The sequence below is a fragment of the Isoptericola sp. NPDC060257 genome (genome assembly GCF_042726645.1).
Lineage (GTDB): Bacteria > Actinomycetota > Actinomycetes > Actinomycetales > Cellulomonadaceae > Isoptericola > Isoptericola nanjingensis.
The window spans coordinates 1-4,186 of the sequence record NZ_JBHXAW010000337.1 but is presented as its reverse complement, the minus strand read 5'-3'; the positions used below and the strand labels follow the sequence as shown (position 1 = coordinate 4,186).

2 protein-coding genes and 2 tRNA genes are annotated in these 4,186 nt (G+C 72.7%); 1 reads left to right on the top strand and 3 read right to left on the bottom strand.

Going from position 1 to position 4,186, the window contains the following annotated elements; all coding sequences use genetic code 11:
• From putP to ACFWEK_RS19480, 3 genes are all read right to left on the bottom strand, one after another.
• Positions 1–1,574: sodium/proline symporter PutP (gene putP, locus ACFWEK_RS19490; RefSeq protein WP_430555110.1), on the bottom strand; the 1,574-nt coding region annotated here is incomplete at its 3' end.
• A 192-nt stretch (positions 1,575–1,766) separates the two neighbouring features.
• Positions 1,767–1,839 (bottom strand) — tRNA-Arg (locus ACFWEK_RS19485).
• A 155-nt stretch (positions 1,840–1,994) separates the two neighbouring features.
• Positions 1,995–2,086, bottom strand: a tRNA-Ser gene (locus ACFWEK_RS19480).
• 112 nt (positions 2,087–2,198) lie between these two features.
• Here ACFWEK_RS19480 and ACFWEK_RS19475 point away from each other — a divergent pair.
• Complete coding sequence (locus ACFWEK_RS19475) at positions 2,199–4,061, top strand: GMC family oxidoreductase N-terminal domain-containing protein (RefSeq protein WP_430555109.1); 1,863 nt, start codon at positions 2,199–2,201, stop codon at positions 4,059–4,061.
• Positions 4,062–4,186 lie beyond the last annotated feature (125 nt).

The following is a 4,186-nucleotide window of genomic DNA, read 5'->3' as shown; positions in this document are numbered from 1 at the left end:
GGGTACCCAGACGCGATAGATCGCGACCAGGGATGGCGTCGAAACGATTCGGCCGAACTCGGTCCCGTACGCGGGCGGACCGGCTCCTGCCGTTCCCCGCGCGCCAGCCGACGCGCGGCGTCGAACTCCTCGACCACCCCTCCGTCGGGCCGCGGCGTCAGGAGGCTGACCACCACGGCGACGAGCAGGCCGACCGCGAAGCCCGGGATGATCTCGTAGAGCGAGTCCGCGAGGGACGACCGTCCCCAGACGAACGCGACCACCGCGCCCGCGACCATCCCGGACAGCGCGCCCCAGCGCGTGAGGCGGCGCCAGTACAGGCTGAGGATGACGACGGGGCCGAAGGCGGCGCCGAAGCCCGCCCAGGCGAAACCGACCAGGTCGAGGATCGACGACGTACGGTCCAGCGCGATCACCCCGGCGACGACGGCCACCAGGAGCACGCCCGCCCGGCCCAGCATCACCTCGGCACGGTTGCTCAGGCGCAGGCCCGCCATCTTCACCAGGTCCTCGACCAGTGCGGACGACGAGACGATGAGCTGCGACGAGATCGTCGACATGATCGCCGCGAGGACCGCCGCCAGGACCAGCCCCGCGACGAGCGGGTGGAAGAGCAGCTGGGCGAGCACGAGGAAGACGGTCTCCGGGTTGTCGATCTGGAGGCCTTCGAGGTTGGCGTACGCCAGGCCGACGAGCCCGGTGGTGACGGCCCCGACCGCCGTCACGACCATCCAGCCGATGCCGATCCGGCGGCCGGCGGGCGCGTCCTGGGGGCTGCGCATCGCCATGAAGCGCACGATGATGTGCGGCTGCCCGAAGTACCCCAGGCCCCAGGCGAGCGCGGAGATCACCCCGGTGACCGACGCCCCCACGAGGAACGACAGGTGGTCGGTCCCGCTCGCGGCGTCGACCGCACGGATCCCCTCGAGGACCTCGCCCCAGCCGCCCAGCTCGATGATCGCGATCGCGGGCACCGCGACGAGGGCGGCGAGCATGAGGCAGCCCTGCGCGACGTCCGTCCACGTGGCCCCGAGGAAGCCGCCGAAGAGGGTGTACGCGAGGGTCACGCCGCCCACGACGAGCAGCCCGGTGAGGTAGTCGAAGCCGAACGAGCTCTCGAAGAACGTCCCGCCGGCCACCATGCCGGACGACACGTAGAACGTGAAGAACACGAGCACGATCACGCCGGCCGCGATGCGCAGCAGGTGCGCCGGGTCGCGCAGGCGGTTGTCGAAGAAGCTGGGGACGGTGATCGAGTTGTTCGCGACCTCGGTGTAGGCGCGGAGCCTCGGCGCCACGAACTTCCAGTTGAGCCACGCCCCGATCGTGAGCCCGACGGCGATCCAGGCCTCGACGAGGCCGGTGGCGTAGATGGCGCCGGGGAGGCCCATGAGCAGCCAGCCCGACATGTCGGAGGCTCCGGCGCTCAGCGCGGCCACGCCCGGGCGGAGCTTGCGCCCGCCGAGCATGTAGTCGTCCAGGTCGTCCGTGCGGCGGTACGCGGCGTAGCCGATACACAGCATCGCCACCAGGTACGCGACGATCGCGATCGTCTGCCAGGTCTGATCGCTCATGCGATCGATCACCCTCTCGGTCGTGTCGTGCAGCGTCTGGCGCTCGACGCGCCGACCGCCGCGTTGGTGCGCGACGGACCGGGGCCAGGTCAGGACGCGGTCGGCGCTGACCTCGCTGCTGTGCCACCCCGAGGGTGCCGAAACGACCAACGGCCCGATCCCGGGTGAGGATCGAGCCGTTGTGCCTTTCGGTGCGCCCGGAGGGATTCGAACCCCCAACCTTCTGATCCGTAGTCAGATGCTCTATCCGTTGAGCTACGGGCGCAGTCCTTGCCGGCGCTCTCGCACCGACCGACGAGAACATTACAGCCCTCGAGCCGGTTCCCCAAACCGGGGAGCCGCATCGTGATGCACGACACCGGCCGTGCCCCTTCCGAGGCAACAGAAAAGGCCCCGGGCGTTCAGCAGCCGGAGCCTTCCTGGCGGAGACGGCGGGATTTGAACCCGCGAACGGGTTGCCCCGTTACCACCTTAGCAGGGTGGCGCACTAGACCAGACTATGCGACGTCTCCTCGCGGCAACACAGCAACACCGCGGCGCCCAGACTAACCGGCGACCTTGCCCGGGGGCAAAGCCGCGCGGCGTCGTCCCCGCCACACGCCCGACCGCGCTACGGTCTGCCGCATGCTGGACGACGACGACCAGGACCACGCGCAGCGTGCCGACCAGGGCAAGGACGACCGCACGCACCCCGGCACGACCCCCGGCACGAGCGCCGGTCCACCCCCCTCCACGCCACCCGACGACGCACCGGACGACTACGACGTCCTGGTGATCGGGTCCGGGTTCGGGGGCAGCGTCGCCGCCCTCCGCCTGACGGAGAAGGGGTACCGGGTGGGCGTGCTCGAGGCCGGGCGCCGGTTCGCCGACGACGAGCTGCCGCGCACCTCGTGGGACCTGCGCCGCTTCCTGTGGGCGCCCGCGCTCGGCTGTTTCGGCATCCAGCGGATCCATCGGCTGCGGGACGTGCTGGTCCTCGCCGGCGCCGGCGTCGGCGGGGGCTCGCTCGTCTACGCCAACACGCTGTACCGGCCGCTGGACGCCTTCTGGACCGATCCCGCCTGGTCCCACGTGACCGACTGGAAGGCCGAGCTCGAGCCGTACTACGACCAGGCGGAGCGGATGCTCGGCGTCGTGGACTACCGCCGCACGACGCCCGCCGACGAGCTGATGCGCGACGTCGCCGACGACCTCGGCGTGGGGCACACCTTCCGCAAGGTACGGGTGGGCGTGTACATCGGCCAGGACGGCGACGAGCGCCCGCGCGGCGCCGGCGGTCCCGCCGTCCCCGACCCCTTCTTCGGCGGCGTCGGGCCCGACCGCAACCCGTGCCTGCACTGCGGCGAGTGCATGACCGGCTGCCGGCACAACGCGAAGAACACGCTCGTGAAGAACTACCTGCACCTCGCCGAGGGTGCGGGCGCCCGGGTGCACCCGCTGACCACCGCCACCGCCGTCGTGCCGCGGGCGGGTGGCGGGTACGAGGTGCGCACCCACCGGACGGGGCGGCGCTGGGCCGGCCGCCGCGCCTACCGGGCCCGGCAGGTCGTGCTCGCGGCCGGCACGCTCGGCACGCAGCGCCTCCTCCATGCGATGCGGGACAGCGGCGACCTGCCGCGCCTGTCCGACCGCCTCGGGCACCTCACACGCACCAACTCCGAGGCGCTGCTCGGCGCCATGCGGCCCGCCCGCCGCGGGAAGGACGGCGGGCCCGACTACTCCGAGGGCGTCGCCATCACGTCGTCGTTCTACCCGGACCCGCAGACGCACGTCGAGCCCGTCCGGTACGGGCGCGGGTCGAACGCGATGGGTCTGCTGCAGACGGTGCTCGTGGACGGCGTCGGGCCCGGGGAGGGTCCGCGCTGGCGGCGCTGGCTCGGCGAGCTGTGGCGGCAGCGCCGGCACCTGCCCACCCTGTACGACCTGCGCGGCTGGTCGCAGCGCACCGTCATCGCGCTCGTCATGCAGAGCCGCGACAACTCGCTCACCACCTTCACGCGGCGCGGCCCGCTCGGCAGGCGCCTCACCTCCCGGCAGGGCACCGGCGAGCCCAACCCCGCGTGGATCCCCGTGGCGCACGACGCCGTGCGCGCGATGGCGGACCGCATGGGCGGGCTCGCGGGGGGCAGCGCGGGCGACCCCTTCGACGTGCCGATGACCGCGCACATCCTCGGCGGGTGCACCATCGGCGAGACCCCGGAGACGGGCGTCGTCGACCCGTACCACCGCGTGCACGGCCACCCGGGCCTGCACGTGCTCGACGGGTCCGCCGTCACCGCGAACCTGGGCGTCAACCCGTCGCTGACCATCACCGCGCAGGCGGAGCGGGCGTGCGCCCTGTGGCCCAACCACGGGCAGGACGATGCCCGGCCGGCGCCCGGCGCCGGCTACGTCGTCGTGCCGCCGACGGCGCCCCTGCGACCGGTCGTCCCCGGTGCCGCGCCCGGGGCGCTGCGCCTGCCGCTCGTCGAGGTCCGGCACGGCTGAGCCGGTGCAGGAACGCACAGCGCGGGTGGGGTGCCTGGTGCCAGGCGCCCTTCACGGACCTCATGGCCATCACCGACGCCGCCGAGGCTCTGCCGGAGATCGACGAGACGCGTACGGCGGCCATG